This is a genomic window from Acinetobacter sp. ANC 5414, assembly GCF_013004295.1.
GTDB lineage: Bacteria > Pseudomonadota > Gammaproteobacteria > Pseudomonadales > Moraxellaceae > Acinetobacter.
In genome coordinates this window covers 191,639-210,498 of record NZ_JABERM010000014.1, presented here as the reverse complement: position 1 = coordinate 210,498, position 18,860 = coordinate 191,639, and the positions used below count along the sequence as shown (strand labels likewise).

Annotated in this window: 23 protein-coding genes; 10 read left to right on the top strand and 13 right to left on the bottom strand. The window is 40.6% G+C overall.

What is annotated here, in order from left to right:
* Positions 1–35: 35 nt before the first annotated feature.
* The 9 genes from trpB to HLH18_RS10405 all read right to left on the bottom strand — a co-directional run bounded on the left by trpB (position 36) and on the right by HLH18_RS10405 (position 7,746).
* Positions 36–1,244 (bottom strand): tryptophan synthase subunit beta, encoded by a 1,209-nt coding sequence (gene trpB / locus HLH18_RS10445; RefSeq protein WP_171546773.1) that lies wholly within the window; start codon positions 1,242–1,244, stop codon positions 36–38.
* Positions 1,245–1,290: 46 nt separating this feature from the next.
* Complete coding sequence (locus tag HLH18_RS10440) at positions 1,291–2,478, bottom strand: vWA domain-containing protein (protein WP_171546772.1); 1,188 nt, start codon at positions 2,476–2,478, stop codon at positions 1,291–1,293.
* A 17-nt stretch (positions 2,479–2,495) separates the two neighbouring features.
* Positions 2,496–3,347: an AAA family ATPase gene (locus tag HLH18_RS10435; RefSeq protein WP_086193380.1), complete on the bottom strand. Its 852-nt coding sequence runs from the start codon at positions 3,345–3,347 to the stop codon at positions 2,496–2,498.
* Positions 3,348–3,368: 21 nt separating this feature from the next.
* The gene (locus tag HLH18_RS10430; protein WP_171546771.1) at positions 3,369–3,752 is read right to left on the bottom strand and encodes a hypothetical protein; all 384 of its coding nucleotides are present in this window, start codon (positions 3,750–3,752) and stop codon (positions 3,369–3,371) included.
* Positions 3,753–3,773: 21 nt separating this feature from the next.
* The gene (locus tag HLH18_RS10425) at positions 3,774–4,082 is read right to left on the bottom strand and encodes a YcgL domain-containing protein (RefSeq protein WP_171529388.1); all 309 of its coding nucleotides are present in this window, start codon (positions 4,080–4,082) and stop codon (positions 3,774–3,776) included.
* Positions 4,083–4,210: 128 nt separating this feature from the next.
* Positions 4,211–5,353, bottom strand: a complete 1,143-nt coding sequence (locus HLH18_RS10420) for a ribonuclease D (protein ID WP_171546770.1) — start codon at positions 5,351–5,353, stop codon at positions 4,211–4,213.
* Positions 5,354–5,577: 224 nt separating this feature from the next.
* Complete coding sequence (gene recR, locus HLH18_RS10415; RefSeq protein WP_171546769.1) at positions 5,578–6,174, bottom strand: recombination mediator RecR; 597 nt, start codon at positions 6,172–6,174, stop codon at positions 5,578–5,580.
* Between the two features lie 12 nt (positions 6,175–6,186).
* A complete protein-coding gene (locus HLH18_RS10410; RefSeq protein ID WP_171546768.1) occupies positions 6,187–6,516 on the bottom strand; it encodes a YbaB/EbfC family nucleoid-associated protein in 330 nt (109 codons plus the stop codon).
* Positions 6,517–6,558: 42 nt separating this feature from the next.
* Positions 6,559–7,746, bottom strand: coding sequence for an O-succinylhomoserine sulfhydrylase (locus tag HLH18_RS10405; RefSeq protein WP_171546767.1), 1,188 nt, complete (start codon positions 7,744–7,746; stop codon positions 6,559–6,561).
* A gap of 138 nt (positions 7,747–7,884) precedes the next feature.
* On the opposite strand from HLH18_RS10405, the gene HLH18_RS10400 reads away from it, so the two are divergent.
* The 10 genes from HLH18_RS10400 to HLH18_RS10355 all read left to right on the top strand — a co-directional run bounded on the left by HLH18_RS10400 (position 7,885) and on the right by HLH18_RS10355 (position 15,802).
* Positions 7,885–8,976, top strand: a complete 1,092-nt coding sequence (locus HLH18_RS10400; protein WP_171546788.1) for an alpha/beta fold hydrolase — start codon at positions 7,885–7,887, stop codon at positions 8,974–8,976.
* 10 nt (positions 8,977–8,986) lie between these two features.
* Positions 8,987–9,859, top strand: coding sequence for an NAD(P)-dependent oxidoreductase (locus tag HLH18_RS10395; RefSeq protein WP_171546766.1), 873 nt, complete (start codon positions 8,987–8,989; stop codon positions 9,857–9,859).
* Positions 9,860–9,940: 81 nt separating this feature from the next.
* Positions 9,941–10,210 carry a YARHG domain-containing protein gene (locus HLH18_RS10390; RefSeq protein ID WP_171546765.1) on the top strand — a complete coding sequence of 90 codons (270 nt, stop codon included), beginning with the start codon at positions 9,941–9,943 and terminating at the stop codon, positions 10,208–10,210.
* 32 nt (positions 10,211–10,242) lie between these two features.
* Positions 10,243–10,656, top strand: a complete 414-nt coding sequence (locus tag HLH18_RS10385) for an HIT family protein (RefSeq protein WP_171546764.1) — start codon at positions 10,243–10,245, stop codon at positions 10,654–10,656.
* Between the two features lie 288 nt (positions 10,657–10,944).
* Positions 10,945–11,997 (top strand): porin, encoded by a 1,053-nt coding sequence (locus HLH18_RS10380; RefSeq protein WP_171546763.1) that lies wholly within the window; start codon positions 10,945–10,947, stop codon positions 11,995–11,997.
* A 460-nt stretch (positions 11,998–12,457) separates the two neighbouring features.
* Entirely contained in the window at positions 12,458–12,649 is a 192-nt protein-coding gene (cydP, locus tag HLH18_RS10375) for a cytochrome oxidase putative small subunit CydP (protein ID WP_171529357.1), read from the top strand.
* Entirely contained in the window at positions 12,649–14,235 is a 1,587-nt protein-coding gene (locus HLH18_RS10370) for a cytochrome ubiquinol oxidase subunit I (RefSeq protein ID WP_171529358.1), read from the top strand. The genes cydP and HLH18_RS10370 overlap by 1 nt, the downstream gene beginning before the upstream one ends.
* Complete coding sequence (gene cydB / locus HLH18_RS10365; RefSeq protein ID WP_131291020.1) at positions 14,232–15,377, top strand: cytochrome d ubiquinol oxidase subunit II; 1,146 nt, start codon at positions 14,232–14,234, stop codon at positions 15,375–15,377. The genes HLH18_RS10370 and cydB overlap by 4 nt, the downstream gene beginning before the upstream one ends.
* A gap of 23 nt (positions 15,378–15,400) precedes the next feature.
* The gene (cydX, locus tag HLH18_RS10360; protein ID WP_002120988.1) at positions 15,401–15,502 is read left to right on the top strand and encodes a cytochrome bd-I oxidase subunit CydX; all 102 of its coding nucleotides are present in this window, start codon (positions 15,401–15,403) and stop codon (positions 15,500–15,502) included.
* A 3-nt stretch (positions 15,503–15,505) separates the two neighbouring features.
* The gene (locus HLH18_RS10355) at positions 15,506–15,802 is read left to right on the top strand and encodes a cyd operon YbgE family protein (protein WP_131291022.1); all 297 of its coding nucleotides are present in this window, start codon (positions 15,506–15,508) and stop codon (positions 15,800–15,802) included.
* Between the two features lie 32 nt (positions 15,803–15,834).
* Here the strand turns inward: HLH18_RS10355 and HLH18_RS10350 are convergent, their stop codons facing one another.
* The 4 genes from HLH18_RS10350 to HLH18_RS10335 form a co-directional block, all read right to left on the bottom strand.
* On the bottom strand, positions 15,835–16,491 hold the full coding sequence (locus HLH18_RS10350) for a DUF6988 family protein (RefSeq protein ID WP_171546762.1): 657 nt from the start codon (positions 16,489–16,491) through the stop codon (positions 15,835–15,837).
* Between the two features lie 56 nt (positions 16,492–16,547).
* On the bottom strand, positions 16,548–17,684 hold the full coding sequence (gene rodA / locus HLH18_RS10345; RefSeq protein WP_171529360.1) for a rod shape-determining protein RodA: 1,137 nt from the start codon (positions 17,682–17,684) through the stop codon (positions 16,548–16,550).
* A gap of 83 nt (positions 17,685–17,767) precedes the next feature.
* Positions 17,768–18,460 carry a 2-C-methyl-D-erythritol 4-phosphate cytidylyltransferase gene (ispD, locus tag HLH18_RS10340; protein ID WP_250852404.1) on the bottom strand — a complete coding sequence of 231 codons (693 nt, stop codon included), beginning with the start codon at positions 18,458–18,460 and terminating at the stop codon, positions 17,768–17,770.
* Positions 18,450–18,845: a septum formation initiator family protein gene (locus HLH18_RS10335; RefSeq protein WP_171546760.1), complete on the bottom strand. Its 396-nt coding sequence runs from the start codon at positions 18,843–18,845 to the stop codon at positions 18,450–18,452. Before HLH18_RS10335 ends, ispD begins: the two co-directional genes overlap by 11 nt.
* Positions 18,846–18,860: the final 15 nt, after the last annotated feature.

Here is an 18,860-nt window from a genome sequence, read left to right as displayed (position 1 = left end):
ACTTAACAGTTAGCTTTAAAAAATGGACATATTTTCTAGTTCAAACCCAATTTTTCCGCAACATAATCAGAATCTTTATCACCACGACCGGATAAGTTCACGACAATTTTCACATCTTTGGCCATTTTTGGTGCTTCACGTATCGCCCATGCCACCGCGTGTGAGCTTTCTAGTGCAGGAACAATACCTTCTACACGTGACAATGTCATAAAGGCATCCAGGCATTCCTGATCGGTTGCTGTTGCGTATTCCACACGTCCTAAGTCTTTCAAGAAGCTGTGCTGTGGACCTACACCCGGATAATCCAGACCAGAAGCAATTGAATGTACCGGCAATGGCTCGCCTTGCTCATCTTCAAGCACGTAACACGCCATACCATGCAGTTGACTCGGTTTACCCAAGGTCAAGGTTGCTGAATGCATAGTGGTATCCAGACCATAACCTGCAGGCTCTACCCCTACAAGTTTTACATCTGGTTCATTTAAAAATGCGGTGAAAGCACCCATGGCATTGGAACCACCACCCACACAAGCCACGATATAATCTGGATTCGAACCGAAACGATCATGAGTTTGAACTTTAATTTCATCACCAATAATAGCCTGGAAATCACGCACCATTTTCGGAAATGGATGTGGACCAACCACCGAACCAATCGCATAGATGTAGTTTTTCGGATCTTTGAGATATTCTTCAAACGCACTGTCCACAGCATCTTTTAGCGTTGCAGTACCACGTGTTACAGAAATCAGGGTCGCACCCAAAATTTTCATTTTCACGACGTTGGGATGTTCTTTTTCAATATCCACTTGACCCATGTGAATTTCACATGGGATACCCACCAAAGCACATGCCGTTGCGAGGGCTACACCATGCTGTCCTGCACCCGTTTCTGCAATGACTTTCTTCTTACCCATATATTTGGCAAGCAAAGCTTCGCCTAAACAGTGGTTAATTTTATGTGCACCGGTGTGGTTTAAATCTTCACGTTTCAGGTAGATTTGCGCTCCACCCAATTGATCCGACAAACGTTTGGCATGAAACAGTGGGCTTGGACGACCGACATAATTGGCAAACAAATCTGCCAATTCATTTTGAAATTCTGCAGTATGACGAATTTTCTCATACGCCACATTAATCTCATCCATCGCTTCTTTTAAATGAGGTGGGATAAATTGACCGCCGTATTGTCCAAAGAAACCTTCTTCATTGGGTAATGGGATACCATTAATTTGATGAGTCATTTTACTATTCCTTCATTTAAAACGAACGCGTTGAGTTTTATTATGCCTAGCGAGCTAAATATTTTGTCATATCTTCCACACCTTTCAAGGTCATTGGATACATATGATCTTCAAAAATCTGCTTAATTTGACCAATGGTATGCGTGTAATGCCAATAACGGTCTTCTTCAGGATTCAGCCAGGCGGTTTTTTCAAAATGCTGACGTAAACGCTGCAACCAGACATTGCCCGCTTCATCATTCATATATTCCACCGAACCGCCTACAGAACTCAGCTCATAAGGTGCCATACTGGCATCCCCAACGACAATTACACGATAGTCGCGCCCATAGGTATTGAATAAATCCCAGGTGTTCATACGCGTGTTAGAACGACGAATATTGTCCTTCCACACATAATCGTACAGACAATTATGGAAATAAAAATATTCTAGGGTTTTGAATTCTGTTTTGGCCGCGCTGAATAATTTTTCACATTGTGCGATGTGCGAATCCATTGATCCACCGACATCAAACAACATCAGCACTTTAATACGGTTACGTCGTTCTGGCACCAATTGTACATCTAAAATACCTTGCTTCGCCGTTTCACGAATCGTACCATTAATGTCCAGTTCTTCAGCAGCACCTTGACGGGCAAATTTACGCAAACGACGTAACGCCATTTGCATTTGGCGTGTTCCTAAAATCTGTTCGTCATCGAGATTTTGATATTTACGTTGTTCCCAGACTTTGACGGCAGAACGTTTACGTCCCGGCCCGCTAATGCGTACACCTTCAGGGTGATCACCATAAGCACCGAATGGCGAGGTGCCACCGGTACCGATCATCTTGTTACCGCCCTGATGCTTCTTGTGCTGTTCACGTAGACGCTCTTCCAGCATCTTCATCAGCTCTTCAAGTGAACCGGCTTTTTTGAGTTCTTCGCGCTGCTCTGGGGTGAGATGCTTTTCGATCAGCTCAAGATCAAACCAGTCTTTCGGCAATTTATGCACTTGATTGAGCAAATCATCCAGATCAAAAGTTGAGATGCCGTCAAAGTAATCTTTCATGGCACGGTCAAACTTGTCAAAGAAACGCTCATCTTTGACCATGACGGTTTTTGCAAGTTGGTAGAACTCCTCCTGATCTGCAAAAACCAGGCCTGAAGCAACCGCTTCATTCAGATCAATTAGTTCACGTGTTGAAACCGGTACGCCATATTTTCTTAAGGTATAAAACAATCGCACAAACATGGGGCGATGTCTCCTTATTAACGACGCGACATAAAGGCTAAACGTTCAAGCAATTGTACATCTTGCTCATTTTTAATCAGCGCACCATACAGCGGTGGAATGGCTTTCGATTTGTCATGATTACGCAAGATATCTTCAGGCATATCATCTGCCATCAATAAGCTTAACCAGTCAATCAGTTCAGACGTTGATGGTGGTTTCTTTAAACCCGGAATTTGACGAAGCTTGAAGAAAACCTGCAAGGCTTCATTCACCAAAGCTGATGAAACCTGCGGAAAATGCACATCGATAATCTCGCGCATGGTCGCTTCATCAGGGAATTCAATATAATGGAAGAAACAACGGCGCAAGAATGCATCCGGTAATTCTTTTTCATTGTTTGAAGTGATAATCACGATCGGACGATGCGTCGCGGTGATGGTTTCCCCGGTTTCATAAACAAAGAACGACATTTTATCCAGTTCATGCAATAAGTCGTTTGGAAACTCAATGTCTGCTTTATCAATTTCATCAATCAACAATACACAGCGTTGTTCACGGGTGAATGCTTCCCACAATTTTCCAGGTTTGATGTAGTTTTTAATGTCATAAACACGATCATCGCCCAGTTGGCTATCACGTAAACGCGATACAGCATCGTATTCATACAAACCTTGCTGTGCTTTGGTGGTTGACTTGATATGCCAGGTAATCAGTTCAAGCCCCAAACTTTCAGCGACTTGTTCTGCAAGTAAAGTTTTACCCGTACCCGGCTCACCTTTAACCAAAAGTGGTTTTTGCAATGCACGTGCAGCTTTAACAGCAAGTTTTAAACTATCAGTCGCAATGTACTGATCTGTACCAGAAAATTGTTGAGTATCCACAGACATGATTGAACCTTATTGTTTTACTTAAAGCGGTGAACTATTTTTGTTGACTACAAATTTTGCTTTGTTGGCTGTGTATCTTGACCATAAATAGCCAACCACTAAACCCAGCCCGATCACAAATAGAATGAGAGAGGCATTTGACCAGACCAAAGCAGTTTCTTTGGTTAAAATGCCAAATAACAACCCAAAAATTGCTGGGGCGATGGACGCATTATTTCCTTCAGACACCGTAGGCGTCAGTAAAATCGCAAATCCAATGATCCACGTGATTCCACCTAAAGGTTTAGGCAAGCGTTTTGCAATCGCATACCACGCCCAAAGAATAATAATGCTGCCTAATACATAAACCGTGACAGCGATGCTGTCTTCAGGAATTGAATCTAGTAGTGAAAGAAAACTATTCATCGTGCAACTCCTGAATCGACTTTAGGCACCGCGCAACCCTTCTGGGGCAGCTTGATTAGGATTGATTAAACCTTCTGGTGGCACTTGAATAAAGAAACCTTTAGTCTGAATGGAGTCAATCACATGCAACACATTTACACGAGCCAATTTACGGCTTTCAGATAGCTCTAAATCCATGACAAAAGTTGCACGACCGAAGGCAACACGCATCGGTTCTGGCAAAATTTCAAGTGGACTCGCTGCTTCAGCTTCGTTTTCAGTTGGCTCAGGACGGGCAATGTAAAGATACATTTCATCTTTTTTGCTGGATTTGAAAATTGAACAATGCATAGTTGAAACAGTACTCATAAAACTTAGCTCAAGCATACAGCAAAAAAAAGACGGATACATTAGTGATTATTAACGCATCAGTCTTGATTTTGTATAAACGATAATTCTTTAATCAATCTGTTTAAAAATTATTCCATCACCTTCATTTGGGTAGACAGATATTGTTCGTCAGCATGTAAAACATCAATCAGTGGCTTGGTTAACAGCTCATAGCGCCAACCTAAAAGATAAGCCGGTAAATCCTGCTCATCATTATGAAATACCACATGTTGATACAGTGCATTCAGCCATTTTTTACGCATCAGTACTTCTTTCGGCACTGTTGTTTCTTCTACTACCGCCTGAATGACTTTATCGACCTTTTCACCAATATCTTTGGATGAATGACGAATTGGACGTGCCATACGAAGTGGCCATTCCGCCTGCTCGGGCAAAAACTTCAATAAATCTAAAATGGTCTTCCCATGATCGCGCACGATATTTTGGCGAATATCTTTAATACTGGATAGCTGGAAAGGATTACGCGGATTTTTTTCAACCAAATCAATCATGGTTGAACTTTTCAAAATAAAGCTGCGTGGATAATTCAGCGCTTTAACCATCTGTTCACGCCACACAGCCAGTTGTTGTAACTGCATCAGTTGACGGCGTGAATGACGATAATTACCAATATCATGGTAGAGCAAATCTAATGGCGTTTCTTGACCAATTTCATGGGTCAGATGACGGCAATCTTCGAGTGCAAAATCGAGCAAATATTTTTCAGTTAATTCATGCTGAATTTTATTGGATAAATTCATTAAATAAAGTACATCATTCGCAGCATAACTCAGCTGTTCAGGAGTAAGCGGACGTGCCAACCAGTCAGATCGCGTTTGACCTTTGTCGATATCGACATCCAGCATGTGCTTTAACGCATTTTGATAGCTCATCTGTAGCCCATGGCCTAAAAAGGACATGCCGACCTGAGTATCAAAAACATTGCTTAGGCTTTTTTGCTGTGCATAGTGATAAATGAGATCAATATCTTCACTACAGGCGTGGAAAACATTCTGATGTGCTTGAAATAATTTTTGCCAAAATGCAGACAAATCCAAACTTGTCCCATCGAGCAAAAAGACCTGACCTGCAACATTGATCTGAAATACACCCAATTTAGGCCACAGAGTATCCACTTTGATGAATTCTGTGTCTAATCCATAAATGGATGTCTGACCCATCAAATGCAAAATATTATCTAAGTCTTTTTGTTGCTGAATGAACTGAAACATATTACCGAGTCTAAAATCAGATTCTCTTAAAAAGCATATTAACCGATATATAACATTTAGATATAACAAATTTTACATCTAGTACGCATATTCACTCTATTTTTAGTATTTAAATCAAAAAATAATGAGCTTTTATATATTTTTTGTATAAGTTTAAACTTAATTTAAACAAATAAAATTCAAATTTAAACTCATCAAAAGTGATGAAATAAGTACCCTGACACTTATTTCATACGCATGCGATTATGCACTGCCTGACTTAAAGTATGACTATCCACATACTCAAGCTCTCCCCCTTGAGGAACACCTTGAGCAATACGGGTCATTTTCAGAGGTAAATGCTTGGTTGCTTCTACCAGATAATATGCAGTTGCCTGACCTTCCACAGTGGCATTGGTTGCCAGTATCACTTCAGAAACACCACCTTGACTCAAGCGTTGAATCAAATATGGAATGCCGATTTCTTCAGGACCAATCCCATCCAGTGGTGACAAATGTCCACCCAACACATGGTATTTGCCACGAAAACTGCCACTTTGTTCAATCGCCATCACATCTGCTGGTGATTCCACCACACATAACAGCTGATCATCACGTTCATGGGACAGGCAAATATCACACACTTCATTTTCAGTCAGTGAATGACAAACGCTACATTCATGGATATAGGACGTTGCTTCATTTAAGGCATGTGCCAAGCCGACTGCACCTTCCCTATTTTTCATGATCAGGTGTAATGCCATGCGCTGAGCCGATTTCGGCCCAACACTTGGCAAAATACGTAAAGCTTGTACCAATTGATCAAATCGATCACTAAACACTCAACGTATTCCTTAGAATAAACCAGCAAGGCCTGGTGGCAAGCCCATACCAGAGTTAACCGCTTTCATTCGTTCTTCAGAAACCGCTTCAGCCTGACGCGCTGCATCATTCATGGCAGCCGCAATCAAGTCTTCAATCATATCTGCATCGTCTTGCAAAAGTTCAGGATTGATTTCGATACGTTTTACCACGTTACGGCAAGTCATGGTCACTTTCACCAAACCGCCGCCTGCTTCAGCATGAACTTCAGTTTGAGCCAGCTCTTCTTTGGCTTTTTTCATGTTGTTTTCAACATCTTTCTGCATGCGCTGTGCTTGCTGCATCAACATATTAATGTTCATAAAATTCTCCGAACAATCAATTTCTAAATCAATATCTATAAATTAGATTAAATCTAAACCACGACTAATGTCGCGAATAATATCATCAATATCTTCTAAACCAACAGATACACGAATTAAACCCTCACGAATACCGGCAGCTTCTTTCGCTTCTGCTGAGAGTTTACCGTGAGTTGTCGTCGCTGGGTGAGTAATTGTCGATTTCACATCACCTAAATTACCGGTGATTGAAATAAATTGGGTATTGTCGATGACTTTCCAAGCCCCTTCACGACCACCTTTTACTTCAAACGAAACAATACCGCCAAAACCAGTTTGTTGTTTCGCTGCAAGCTCATGACCGACATGTGAAGGCAAACCCGCGTAATAAACTTTTTCAACTTTTGGATGAGTATTCAGGAATTCAGCCAGTTTCTGTGCATTTGCTGAATGTTCACGCATACGTAAACGCAAAGTTTCCAGACCTTTCAAGAATACCCAAGCATTAAATGGGCTCATTGATGGACCGGTAGTACGCACATAACCAAAGACTTCTTCAAGCAGTTTATGATTACCCACTACAGCACCACCTAAAGCACGGCCTTGACCATCGAGATATTTAGTCGCTGAGTAAACCACCAAGTCCGCACCAAATTTAATCGGTTGTTGCAACACTGGCGTACAGAAGCTGTTATCAATCGCAAGCAATGCACCATGGGCATGTGCAAGATCAGCCAAGGCTTGAATATCAGCAACTTCAGCAAGCGGGTTGGATGGAGATTCTACAAACAAGAGTTTGGTTTCAGGCTTGATAGCATTTTCCCATGCTTGCAAATCTGTCAAATCAACAAAATCAACAGTTACGCCAAATTTAGCCACGTATTTTTCAAATAAAGATACAGTCGAACCAAACACGGCACGTGAACAGATGACATGATCACCCATTTTCAAATATGACATTGCAACAGCCATAATTGCTGCCATACCAGAACTGGTCGCCACAGCACGTTCAGCACCTTCCAGGGCAGCTAAACGTTTTTCAAACATCGCCACAGTCGGATTGGTAAAACGTGAATAAATATTTCCCGGTTCCTGACCCGAAAATTTAGCGGCTGCTTCTGCTGCATTTTCATAAACAAATGAAGATGTCAGGAAAATTGGCTCGCCATGCTCGCCTTCAAAACTACGTGTATGACCTGTACGAATGGCTAAAGTATCTAATTGGTATTCAATGTCGTCTTGTTGGCTCATCTTTCCTACCCAGTCCTTGGACTGCCGTTGCTAATAATTGCCAACATTTTGAGCGCCTAAGGTATTTCAGGTCAAGGTATAATGCACAAATATCGCCTACACTTCGACCAATCCACTCATATGTTAGTACCCGCAGCAATGATTCAAGTTAAAAATAAAATTGCCAAGCACAGAAACAAACTTAAGAACCTGTCGACCCGTTTGTTTAATTCAAAATCGCTGGTTTTATCGCAAACTACGCCCTATGAAATCATTGCAGAGTACAAACAAACCCGGGTGCGTTATTACGCCTCACCAGATAAACAATACAAAGAACCACTAGTCTTTGTTGCACCACTTGCAATCAACATGGCCATTTACGATCTTTACCCTTACCGTTCGTTGGTGAAGCATTTTCAGAATAGTGGTTTTGATGTTTATTTAGTCGAATGGGGACAATACAACTATAAAGATCGCTTCCTTAATTTCATGTCATTCATTGATGATGCCATTCCCCATTGCATCACCCAAATTCGTCAGCATTCAAATAGCGATGAAATTTCACTGCATGGCTGGAGTATGGCCGGTGTATTTGTCATGCTGTATTGCGCACTGCATCAACCGAACTACGTTAAGAATTTAATTGTATTGGGCAGTCCGGTAGACAGCCATGCTTCAGGTCGTACCGGTAAAATTTTTCAAAAGGTCAATCAACTGATTACCAAAAATAAGGCTCTGCAAAACAAAATCTATTCTGAAACTTTACCTAAATCCCTAATACATACTCCGGGAGTATTAAATTCATTCGGGTTTAAAATTATAGACCCTATAGGATGGATTCAAAGTCAGAAACAGCTCCTGCTTAATCTGGATAACACGCAAGCCTTATACGAACATGCCACCATGGGACACTTCCTGAATCGCATGATTGATTATCCTGGCGGTATCAATCAGGACATGATTTTTAATGTCTGGCTACAAAATCCGCTCAAAAATGGCGTTATCCAATTACAAGATAAGAATATCGAATTAAAAAATATCGAGTGCTCTGTATTGGTGGGTGCGGGTCGTAGCGATCAGATCGTCTCTGTAGAAGCAGTTAAGCCTTTAATTGAATTGACAAATAGTCAAGATGTCACGTTTACTCTCATTCCCGGTGGTCATTTAGGGCTGATGTCAAGCCAATCCAGTGCCAATGAGTTCTGGCCATTTATGACCACATGGTTAAAACACAGATCAAGCAAAATATAAAGGACACATCATGATTCAGTCAGTTGCATTCATCGGCTTAGGGGCTATGGGTTACCGCATGGCAGCCCATTTACCACAGCATTTCGACACGGTCTATGTCTGGAACCGTAATTTCGAAAAAGCCAAACAGCACGCAACTGAATTTGGCACGCAAGCAGTCGAACTGGAACAGGCAGTTCAAGCAGATATTATTTTCTCCTGTTTACCGACCAGCAAAGAAGTCGAAGACCTCATTGCCACTGTTAAAATTAAATCAGGTGCGGTATGGGTCGATTGCACCAGTGGTGTTCCTGCATCGGCAAAAAATCTGGCAACGCAACTCAAATTACAAAATGTAGATTTCCTTGATGCCCCTGTCAGTGGTCAAACCATTGGCGCTGAAAATGCCACATTGACGGTAATGATTGGCGGAGAAGCTACAGCTTTTGAACAGGCCCTGCCCGCAATTCAAGCCTTCGGCAAACTGATCAAACATGTCGGTGGCCCGGGTGCAGGATTTGCAGTGAAAGCAGTAAACAATATGTTGTTGGCTGTAAACCTTTGTTCAGTGGCAGAAGGTTTTACTGCCCTCAAAGCGCATGGCGTAAACCTAAATGAAGCCTTAGATTGTATTAATGCCTCCAGTGGCAAAAGCGGTGTAACGGAAACGGTTTTACCGCAGCGTATTTTAAATCGCAGTTTTCCTCTAACCTTTGCCCTACCATTATTAGCTAAAGATACCGGGATTGCTTTAGACTTGGTTCGTGGAGCTAAACTTTCTGCGCCAGTCATTGCCCTTACCCAAAGTTTAATTCAAGCTTCCAGTGATTTAGCAGAAAAAGACAGTGACTTCTCTAGCGCTGTAAAAATGTACGAATCATGGAGTAAAATTACACTTGAGTAATAACTCGCCATTGAATAATGATAACGAAACCTAATATTGTGATTATGTGTTATACACAATGTTCTTACAGAGGAAACTCTCATGACTAAGTTAAGTGTTGCAATTTTTGCTAGTGTTGCAACTTTTATTGGGGCAAGTGCTTTTGCAGCAACGCCAGAGCAAGAATGTCAAAAATTGAAAAATGACCATGATGTCATTTATGCATCTAAAGGTTTTTGCTTTAAAGATCCTGAAGCTAAGGCGAAGTTTGGCAATGATAATTGCTATACAACTAAACCAAAATTTTCAGAAAAAGAGCAACAACGACTTGACTCCATCAAAGATCGTCAGAAAGAATTGAACTGTAAATAATTACAGTACAAAATCACTTTCAAGGATTAGCCATGCTTTACGATGATCAAAATATTTTTGCACGAATTATCCGCAATGAAATTCCTGCAATTAAAGTGTATGAAGATGACCAAGTCCTCGCTTTTATGGACATCATGCCGCAAGCTGAAGGTCACACGCTAGTCATCCCTAAAACCCCTGCAATTACATTGCTTGATCTACCACCTGATGCTGCTGCTTATACCATTCAAATTGTACAGAAAATTGCTAAAGCGATGGAAAAAGCCCTAGAAGTCAAAGGCATTGTGTTAATGCAACTTTCAGGCGCGTCTGCGGGTCAAACCGTACCACACGTACATTTCCATCTAGTACCCACCTCTCTTCATAACCTGGGCAAACATGCTGCACAAATGGGTGACCAAGAGAAAATTAAGGCGCTGGCAGAAAAAATTAAGGCTGCACTTTAAATTATTTCTGCATATCCTAAGAATGGAGCCTAAGCTCCATTCTTATTTTTTGTAAACCTTAATGACGAAAAATCATTAATAATTTGATTTTAAATAATTTTTATAAAAAAAATAATTCAAAATCATTTTTTTACAAAACAAAACATTTAATATTTTTGAAATATTTCCTTAATCTTACTGTCTTATTTGTAATTAATACTTAGCACCAATACAGGACCGGTAGCAAAATTTAACAAAGCTACTACAACACCCTTGTTAAGACCAAAACAAGTCTTATTGGAGCTACACATGAAAAAAACGTTATCTGCATTAGCAATCGGGGCAACAATTTTAACACCAGTTATGGCAGCTGCTGCTGATGTTAAAGTGTATGGTCGTGCACACGTTTCTTTAGATTATCTGGATGATGGTCAAGATTATAATGAAGTAGGTCTTTCTTCAAACTCTTCACGCCTAGGCTTTAAAGCTGAACAAAAACTAGAAAATGGCATGACCGTATTTGGTCAAATCGAACAGGAAATTAACTTTGCAAGTGGTTCTGCAAATGATGATGTTGAATTTGCAACTCGCGATACTTTTGTTGGTTTAAAAGGTGATTTCGGTCAAGCGCGTATCGGTCGTTTTGACAGCCCATTCAAAGTAGCACGTGGCCCGGTCAACTTCTTTGGTGATATGGTCGGTGATGTTCGTAACGTCACACGTGCTGGCAACTTGCGTTTTGATGAACGTAATAACAATACCATTGAATACAAATCACCTAAGTTTGGTGGTGGTTTCAATGTATTAGGTGCGATGTCACTACATGAAACAAATAGCCCGGATGCTACTAAAGATGGTGCCAAGGACAAAGATAAAGCATACGACCTTGCTTTAACCTATAAAGAAGGTAAAGTCGATTTTGCTGCTGCATATGAGCATTATGAAGAAGAAGCCACTCGTGGCGAACGTGATGGGTTCCGTGTGGCTGCTGCATATAAAATCACTCCTGACTTCAACCTTGGCGGTTTATATCAATTCCTTCAGCATGATAACTCTGAAGCAAATCCAGATGCACAAGTATTTGGTGTAGCGGGTGAATATAAATTTGCACCAAAAACATCATTACGTGGCGAAGTATTCTACCGTGACGTAGATGCAGATGAGTCAAATGCAACATTATTAGCACTAGGTGTAGAACATCGTTTAGATCCTGCTGTACGTGTATATGCAAACCTTGCAACAGTACTGAATGATGAAAACTCAACTCTAACTCCTTGGACTCAAGCTCGTTCAAACAACATAGCTGGAGCCCAAGGTCAAGATGCAACTGGTCTTTCTCTAGGCTTACGTTACGACTTCTAAGTCTAAACGGTATCCAAAACCAAAAAGACCACCTACGGGCGGTCTTTTTTATTTCTCACAAATAGAATATTTAAAACTACATCTGCATTATTTTCTTTTTTAAATTATTAAACCCTAATTAAAAAACAGATTAACCCTACTTAATAAACATTATTTCAAATACCAATTTTCAACAATATGCAACCATTTTGGTCGGATTTTACATAATACATAACTATTTTAGTCAACTTTAAATATAATACATGACCATTTTAGTTGGGATTTAAAAAATCTTAATACAGAGTATTTAACTCAACTTTAAACCCATAAAAATTAGTTTATTTTTTAACCCTAACAAATAATAAGTTATTGTTTTTATTATTATAAATAATATATTTTTACTTTAACTGTTTAATCTATTTATTTTTAGTTACTTTTTGTTTAATAATATCCATTATGTTTTAAAAATAGGCTTGTTTGCATGAGCTTAATACCAAAAGATTTTAACCAACGATTAGTTCGCGAGATAACAATCATATTAATAATTAAGATTGTTCTCTTGTTGACAATTAAACATATCTGGTTCGACACACCTACTATTCCCAAAAATTTTGACAATCAAGTTGCCGAGCACATCGCCGGCAGTCCTTCCCCAATCAAGGAGACACGTTGATGATTTCTGAAAGCGTGGTCGATCTTTCGCGGTTCCAATTTGCAATGACCGCGATGTATCACTTTATTTTTGTACCTCTTACTCTTGGTCTCGCTTTTATTCTTGCCATTATGGAAACCACCTATGTGATTTCCGGTAAAGAAATTTACAAGGACATGACCAAATTCTGGGGAAAACTCTTCGGTATTAACTTCGCTTTAGGGGTGACCACTGGTTTAACCATGGAATTCCAGTTTGGAACAAACTGGGCATATTATTCGCACTATGTAGGCGACATTTTTGGCGCTCCACTGGCGATTGAAGGCCTGATGGCATTCTTCCTGGAATCGACTTTTATTGGTTTATTCTTCTTCGGCTGGGATCGACTTTCTAAAGTTCAGCATCTAGGCGTAACCTGGCTGGTTGCTCTCGGTTCCAATATGTCAGCACTGTGGATTCTGGTAGCGAATGGCTGGATGCAAAACCCGGTCGGTTCAGCATTTAACTATGAAACCATGCGTATGGAACTGGTTGACTTCGGTGCGTTGATTTTCAACCCTGTAGCTCAGGTGAAATTTGTACATACCGTTTCTGCGGGTTATGTAACTGGTGCAATCTTTGTATTGGCGATTTCAAGTTTCTACCTGTTGAAAAAACGCGATGTTCCTTTTGCACGTCGTTCTTTCGCCATCGCTGCCATTTTCGGTTTAGCCTCTACTCTTTCCGTGATCCTGCTAGGTGACGAATCGGGTTATGAGCTAGGTGATGTTCAAAAAACCAAACTTGCTGCGATTGAAGCGGAATGGGAGACTCACCCAGCTCCTGCGCCATTCACATTGTTTGGTATTCCGAATCAACAAGAACAACGTACTGACTACGCCATCAAAATTCCATATGTAATGGGTATTATTGCGACACGTTCTTTAGATAAAGAAGTAACAGGTCTTAAAGACCTCATGGTTCAACATGAAGTCCGTATCCGTAACGGTATGCTTGCTTATGATCAATTGGAAAAACTCCGTGCAGGGGATAAATCTCCTGAACTGAAAGCCGCATTTGAACAAAATCAAAAAGACTTGGGCTACGGCTTGCTTCTGAAAAAGTATTCTCCAAATGTCGTAGATGCGTCTGAAGAACATATCAAATCTGCAGTGAAAGATACTATTCCAAACGTAACAGCACTGTTCTTCTCGTTCCGTGCCATGGTTGCTTCAGGCTTCCTGATGTTACTTCTGTTCATCATTGCGACTTATGCCGTGGCAAAACGCAATGCTGAAAACAAACCTTGGTTACTTAAATTTGCCCTATTTTCTCTACCACTACCATGGATTGCAGCACAAACTGGTTGGTACGTGGCAGAAGGTGGCCGTCAACCGTGGACGATTGGTGAAGTACTTCCTACACACTTGTCTACCTCTACATTAAGTACTGGCGACATCTGGGGTTCAATCATTGCACTGGCTGCATTCTATACCGTGCTGCTTATTATCGAGATGTATTTGATGATCAAATTCACTCGCCTAGGGCCAAGTTCTTTACATACTGGTAAATACCATTTTGAAAAACTTGAAGCACAAAACAAAGTTCATGGGGAGGCTCAATCATGATCGAATATGAACTTCTCAAAATTATCTGGTGGGTATTGGTTGGCGTATTGCTGATTGGTTTCGCCCTGACCGATGGTTTCGATATGGGCTCGATGGCTATTATGCCATTCGTAGGTAAAAATGATGACGAACGTCGTGCGGCAATCAATACGATTGCCCCACACTGGGACGGCAACCAGGTTTGGTTTATTACTGCCGGTGGTGCACTGTTTGCTGCCTGGCCAATGGTTTATGCAACTGCTTTCTCAGGCATGTACTGGGCCCTGCTTCTGGTCTTGTTCGCCTTGTTCTTGCGACCTGTCGGTTTCGACTACCGCTCCAAGTTAGAAAACACCAAATGGCGTAATTCTTGGGACTGGGGTTTATCGATTGGTGGTGCAGTTCCAGCACTGGTCTTTGGTGTCGCGTTCGGGAACATGTTCCTGGGTGTACCTTTCACTTTAGATGAAACCGTACGTTCAACCTATACAGGTAGCTTCTTTGCCCTGCTTAACCCATTTGCGATCGTCTGCGGTCTGGTTAGCTTATCGATGCTGTGTGCACATGGTGGTGCATGGCTGATGCTTCGTACTGATGGCGATTTACGTGCACGTTCTGCCAAAGCAACTCAAATCATGGGCATGCTGTTCTTAGTCTGCTTCTTGGGTGCCGGTGCATGGTTATACTTCGGTGGTATTGAAGGTTATACCTTGGTACAACCGTTTGATACCAATGCGGCTGCCAATCCATTAGCCAAAGAAGTGCTTACCAATGGCAACCACGGTTGGATGAACAACTACACTACCTATCCAATTACAATGATTGCGCCTATCATGGGTATTCTTGGTGGCATCATCGTGGTGCTTGCTGCAGGTAAAAACAAGGCTGGTTTCAGCTTCCTCGGTTCAAGTCTTGCTGTCATCGGTTCAATCTTGACTGCTGGTTTTGCATTGTTCCCATTCTTAATGCCATCAAGTCTTAATCCAGCGATTAGCTTGACCATGTGGGATGCGGTTTCTAGTAAAACCACACTCACTGTTATGACTGTAGCCGCTTGTATTTTTGTACCACTAATCTTGTGTTACACCACTTGGTGTTACTACAAAATGTGGGGTGTGATCACCAATAAACACGTTCAGGATAATTCACACAGCCTTTACTAGGCTTGTGTGCAAGGAGAATAGATATGTGGTATTTCGCTTGGATTCTTGGAATTTTAATGGCGTGTTTTGCTGGGGTACTCAGCGCCCTTTACATCGAACATCATCAAGATCTGGATGAGGAATAAAAAATGACTGAAGCTGCAATAACAACAGAGACCAAGAAGCCGAACAAGTTTGCAATGGCCATTTCATTTTTGTTGGCATTGCCGCTTGCAGCCGTTTTATTGATTCATCCAGCAATGATGCTAGATGCAAATGGTGAATATAGTCACCGTACCATGATGTATATCATGATCGGTATTTCAGGTGGCTTTATTCACGGTGTAGGTTTTATTCCAAAGTTTTGGTTATGGAAATGGTTATTTAGCCCCTTTCTGGCATGGCCACTGATGCTTTGGGGTTACTACACCTGGCTCTTCACCTAAACAAAAAAGCCCTCAATCGAGGGCTTTTTTTATTACTTATTATACATTGCATCAATTTTTGCTTTTTCTTCAGATGAAATATCCTCTTGCATCAAAAAACAATCACGGTATTTAGCATGCAAAATATATATCCATTTTTCTTTACCACTATGTCTTAAAAGAATTTGCCCGGCCATAGTTGTTAATCCATTGGATTGTTTCATTACATCACTATATTGTTTTTCATTTAGACCAAATGTACTTCTTACTAAAGAATGTTTCCCAGTATGAACAATCGAGTTTAAGTGCTTAAGTGAATAAAATTTAAATTCTTCAAACTGTAGTGCCATAGGCCTAATTTCTTCAATATTTTTTAATTTTTCTATCATTTCAGAAACCATTGGTATTTTTTCATTTTTAAATAGCTCCGCAATGCTTGTGGTTTGAAATTTCAGAATTTGATTATTTGTCGCACTCAAAAGCAACCAATATGCACGGACAGTAGACTCAAATTGCACTCTAAACAATGCAAGTGCTGAAGTATACAATTCAGTTTCTAAAAGTGTTTTTACAGCAATTCCATGTTCTATGGATATTTCGCAACATTGATAAACCAAATCAAGTCTTAACCCGCCATCAACCAACTCTGAACTATCTAATTGTTTGTTTAATTCTTCAATCATCATTAATGATTTTTTATACAGATTCATTTTCCCCTCTCACAAAAAAGCGAGATTATCATCTCGCTTTAAAATAGTTATTTTGTTTATCTATGGGTATGAATTGACATCACAATACCCATACTTGCCAGTAACGAAATAACAGCTGAACCACCATAACTCATCAACGGCAATGGATCTCCAGTAACGGGTAAAATACCGCTCGCCATGCCCGAGTTTAAAAATACAAAGAAGAAGAACGTCAATCCAATCGTTCCGGCAAATAAACGACCAAAATTGTGGAAGCTATTCAACCCAATCATTAAGCAACGAATAATAATGGCCGCAAAAAGACTGAATAATAAAAATACCCCGATAAAACCATATTCTTCAGCATAGGCTGACATAATAAAGTCAGTATGATGTTCAGGTAAGTAACCCAAATGCGACTGCGTCCCGGTCAAATACCCTTTACCGGTTAAACCGCCAGAACCAATGGCAATTTTGGACTGGATAATATTCCAGCCTGCACCCAACGCATCCGACTCTGGATCAAATAAAGTTAAAACCCGTTTCTTTTGGTAGGTCTGTAACAAGAACATCCAAATAAGCGGTGCTGCCACCGCCAGTGCCGTCAATGCACCCAAAATTAGGCGCCATGACATCCCACAAAGAAATAAAGCAAAAATACCGGGAATAATGAGTCCAATATTCAGGTCAGGTTGCAAAGCCACCAACACGAAAGGAAACATCATTAACATGAGTCCAATGGCAATCTGCATAAATGTGGGTGGAAAAGCACGACGAGAAAAAAACCAGGCCATCATTAACGGCATGGCAAATTTCATAATCTCACTGGGCTGCATACTTCCGATGCCCGGAATGGTTAGCCAACGCTTGGCACCTAAACGGGTATCACCAATGAGCAGCACCAGTACCAACAGCACAATGCCCAGTATATAAAAATAAGGGCTCGCAGCTTGATAAACTTTTGGTGGAATCTGAGCACATAAAAACATGATTATAAAGCCCACGCCAAAACTTGTAGCTTGGCGGATGACCATGCTGCTATCTTGCATGGTTGCACTATAGACCACCATCAATCCCAGCACTGAATTCAATAAAAGAAAACAAAGTAGCCATGGATCTAAATGTAATCTAGTCCATCTTGATGAATCATGTTTAATGCTTCTACCATCACGTAAAGAGTGACGTAAAAAACGATACTGAGGTGATGGTATCATTTGAAATATTTGAGTGTTTAAATGCGATGCCAAAGTATAAATTTAAAGCTCTAGAGATAATACATCTGAAGCCATTTTTTATTTTATTTTTGTACTGTTAAAATCAATTTTGCAAGTTCCAGATCATCAGAATAAGTGATTTTGATATTGTCTGAACGACCCTGCACCACTTTCACGATTTCCCCCACATACTCTAAAGCACTGGCTTCATCAGTAATCGTGATGCCATCCTGCAAAGCTTTTTCAATAGCATGCTTCAATATGCCTAACTTTGAAATTTGCGGTGTTTGTGCTTGCCATAAATAATCACGGCTCACGGTTTTATTAATAGTATTGGCTTGTTTAACCAGTTTTAAAGTATCACGTACCGGTATTGCCAAAATCGCACTACAGTTTTCTTGTATTGCAGTATTCACTAAACGATTCAAACAATCTTGGGTGACACAAGGACGTGCGGCATCATGCACAAAAACCAAATCATCAGGTGAAGCAATCTGACTGAGATAAGTCAAAGCATTCAGAACAGAATTCACCCGTTCCGCCCCACCTATACAAAAATGAGCTTTATGCGGCTGAGCAAAATTCAGTGTTTTTGCAACCGAATCATCTTCACTGATCGCCAAAACATAACCTGAAAGTGGCAAATCATTCAAACGACTGATCGTATGTTCTAATACCGTTTGGCCTTGAATCATTTGATACTGTTTAAGTTCAGTTTTAGAAAAACGGCTACCCGAACCCGCAGCAGGAATAACCGCCCAAATTTTATGGCGCATTTGCGGGTAGATCTCCGGCACCGTCTTCATTTGTTCTTAAATCAACTTTGGCATTTGGGTCGATATAAATGGGTTTATAGTTTGTACCAATCATGCTCATTTGTATAAAAGTTTCATGCGGCTTGATTAAACCAAGATCTAAACGTGCATGTTCTTCAATGGCTTCAATACCATTTTTCAAGTCATAGACTTCAGCAGCTAAAACACGGTTACGTTCTTTTAATTCCGCATTTATTTCTGTTTGTTGTTGAATTTTTTCGGCTAATTTTTGATGGTCATGATAACCACCTTCGCCAAACCAGAATAAGTACTGAAACCCTGCGATCAAGATGATCGCAAGGCCCAATAATACTTTACTCGCAGTGGAGTTAAATATACTTAACATAAATCGCATTAGTCG